The sequence below is a fragment of the Streptomyces sp. NPDC031365 genome, assembly GCF_055569765.1.
The window spans coordinates 1-2,747 of sequence record NZ_JBVIIM010000077.1; the positions used below are offsets into that span (position 1 = coordinate 1).

The 2,747-nt window shown below is 71.5% G+C and carries 1 protein-coding gene; it reads right to left on the minus strand.

Translation table 11 applies throughout. The features are described 5' to 3' along the window. Nucleotides 1-2,624 (minus strand): type I polyketide synthase (locus ACZ5C2_RS38530; RefSeq protein WP_468801617.1); only part of this gene is annotated, 2,624 nt, incomplete at its 3' end. Between the last annotated feature and the right edge of the window lie 123 nt (nucleotides 2,625-2,747).

Sequence of the window (2,747 nt, forward strand, 5' to 3'; positions counted from 1 at the left end):
GCGTCGGCCGCGAGGTGCAACGCGACCAGGGACGACGAGCACGCCGTGTCCACCGTCAGCGCCGGCCCCTCGAACCCGTAGAAGTACGAGAGACGGCCCGACGCGACACTGGCCGCGTTGCCGGTGCCGAGGTAGCCCTCCAGATGGTCGGCGGAGCGGGCCACGAGGTCGGTGTAGTCCTGGCCATTGGAGCCGACGAACACGCCAGTCCGGCTGCCGCGCAGGTCTCGCGGGATGACACGCGCGTTCTCGAAGAGTTCCCACGAGGTCTGCAGCAGCAGCCGCTGCTGCGGGTCCATGGCCAGGGCCTCCCGCGGTGCGATACCGAAGAAGTCGGCGTCGAACTCGGTGACTTCCTCGAGGAAACCGCCACCAGTGGTGTAGGTCGTACCGGGCACCGAAGGATCAGGGTCGAAGAGCGCGTCCAGGTCCCAGCCACGGTCCTCGGGGAACGGGCCGATGGCGTCACCTCCGGACGTGACGAGTCGCCACAGATCCTCCGCCGAACGGACGCCGCCGGGAAGCCGGCAGGCCGAGCCCACGATCACCACCGGGTCCGCCGTGTCGGCTTCCCGGTGGGCGGTTCTCGCCGATGTCTCCGGCACCAGCGGGTCGCCGGCCAGTTCACCCTGCAGATACTCGGCCAGAACCTGAGGACTGGGGTAGTCGAAGGCGAGCGAGACAGGCAGGGCGAGGCCAGTGGTCGTCGCGAGCCGGTTGCGCAGCTCGACGGCGGCGAGGGAGTCGAAGCCCAGAGCGCGGAACGACTTCTGCGCGTCCACGGCGGCGGCGGACTCGTGCATCAGCAACTGGGCGGTGTGCGAGCGGATCAGCTCGAGAAGTTCGGTGAGCTGCTGGGCGGTCGTCCGTCCCCTCAGCAGAGCGGGACGCCCGGCGTCCGCTTCGGCCCGCGGGGTGACGAGATGGGCGAGCAGTGGCCTGCGCGCGGCGCCGGCCTGCGCCTGGACGTGGCGGTCCCAGTCGAGATCGGCGACCAGGACGCAGGGCCGGTCGTGACGCACCACCAGGTCGAGGGCTCGCAGCGCTGTCCGCGGACTCATCGCGCGGAAGCCGGTGCGGCGCATGCGGTCCTTCGTCGCACCGTCCGCGGCGGCCATTCCTTCGCCCTGCCAGGCTCCCCAGGCCACCGAGGTGGCCGGCAGCCCCGCCTGCCGGCGGCGCTCGGCAACCGCGTCCAACGCGGCGTTGGCCATCGCATAGTTGGCCTGCCCCGCGGTGCCGACGACTCCCGCGAAGGACGAGAAGAGGACGAAGTCCTCCACGTCGTGGTCCCGGCTCAGACGGTCCAGGATCAGAGCGCCCTCGAGCTTGGAGGACAGAACGGAGTCCAGGCGCTCCGGTGTGAGGGAGGTCAGGACACCGTCGTCCAGGATGCCCGCCGTATGGACAACGGCCCGCAGCGGGTACTCGGCGGGGATCGCCGCGACGAGCGCGGCGACGGTTTCCCCGTCCGAGACGTCACAGGCGGCGATCGTGACGGCGGCCCCGAGGTCCTCCAGGTCGGCGACCAGCTCCGCGGCGCCGGGAGCCTCGCTTCCCCGGCGGCTGACCAGCAGCAGATGAGGCGTGCCCGCCTGGGCGAGATGCCGGGCGACATGTGCGCCCAGGGCGCCCGTGCCACCGGTGATGAGCACGGTCCCGGACGGTGCCCAACCGCCGGTGGCGGGCGTGGTCCTGATACGCGTGAGACGGCGGGCGTAGGCGCCACCGGGGCGCAGGGCGGTCTCCTCCTCGCTGGCGCCGCCCAGCAGCTCGGTGAGCGTCCGTGCGGACGTCTCGTCCAGACGTTCGGGCAGATCGATCACACCTGCCCAGCTGCCGGGCATCTCCAGCCGGGCGACACGGCCGAGACCCCAGATCTGGGCCTGCCCCGGATCGACAGCGGAATCGGCGGTGCCGGGGACGGAGACTCCTGCCCTGGTGGCTGCCCAGACAGGCGCCTCTCGCCCGCTGTCCGCCAATGCCTGCAGCAGGGAGACGGCCAGTGCGGGCGCCCGTTCCCCATGCAGCACCGCGAACACGGCCGTGGGCGAGGCGCCGTCGAGCGCCTGGTCAAGTCGGCTCCTGACCTCGTCCCGGCTCTCGTCGGTCAGCGGCAGCCTCACCACGTCGGCGCCGGCTTCGGTCAGGGCGTGCAGGCAGTCTTCGACGAGATCGTCGTCGCGGTCCGAAACCACGAGCCACGTTCCGGTGGGTTGCGCCGCCGGACGTGGGGTCAGCGGCTCCCAGGCGATGCCGTAGAGCAGTCCCGCGAGGTCCGCCGTGTCCTTCGTGCTTCGCGCGCGTTCGACCGGCCAGTAGCGGCGCTCGTTGAAGGGATAGGTGGGGAGTTCCACACCGCTCGCCCCTGTGGCGGCGAACACGGCGTTCCAGTCGACGGTTACGCCCCAGCAGTACAGCTCGCCCAAGGCGGTGGCCGCCGTGGCGGTCTCCGGGCGTCCGTCACGCAGCACGCTGGTCAGCCGCCGAGGGACGGACGTGAGGGACGTGCCGGGAGTCCCGGCACCAGGTCCCGGCAGTGACTCCTGGGCCATGGCGGTGAGGACGCCACCCGGCCCGAGTTCGACGTACCGGGACACACCCTCCGCGGCCAGCACCCCCATACCCGCATGGAACAACACCGGCTCCCGGACCTGCCGCACCCAATACCCCGGATCCGACAACACCCCCACACCCGCACGCTCACCCGTCACCGTCGACACCACAGGAACCACCGGCTCCGACAA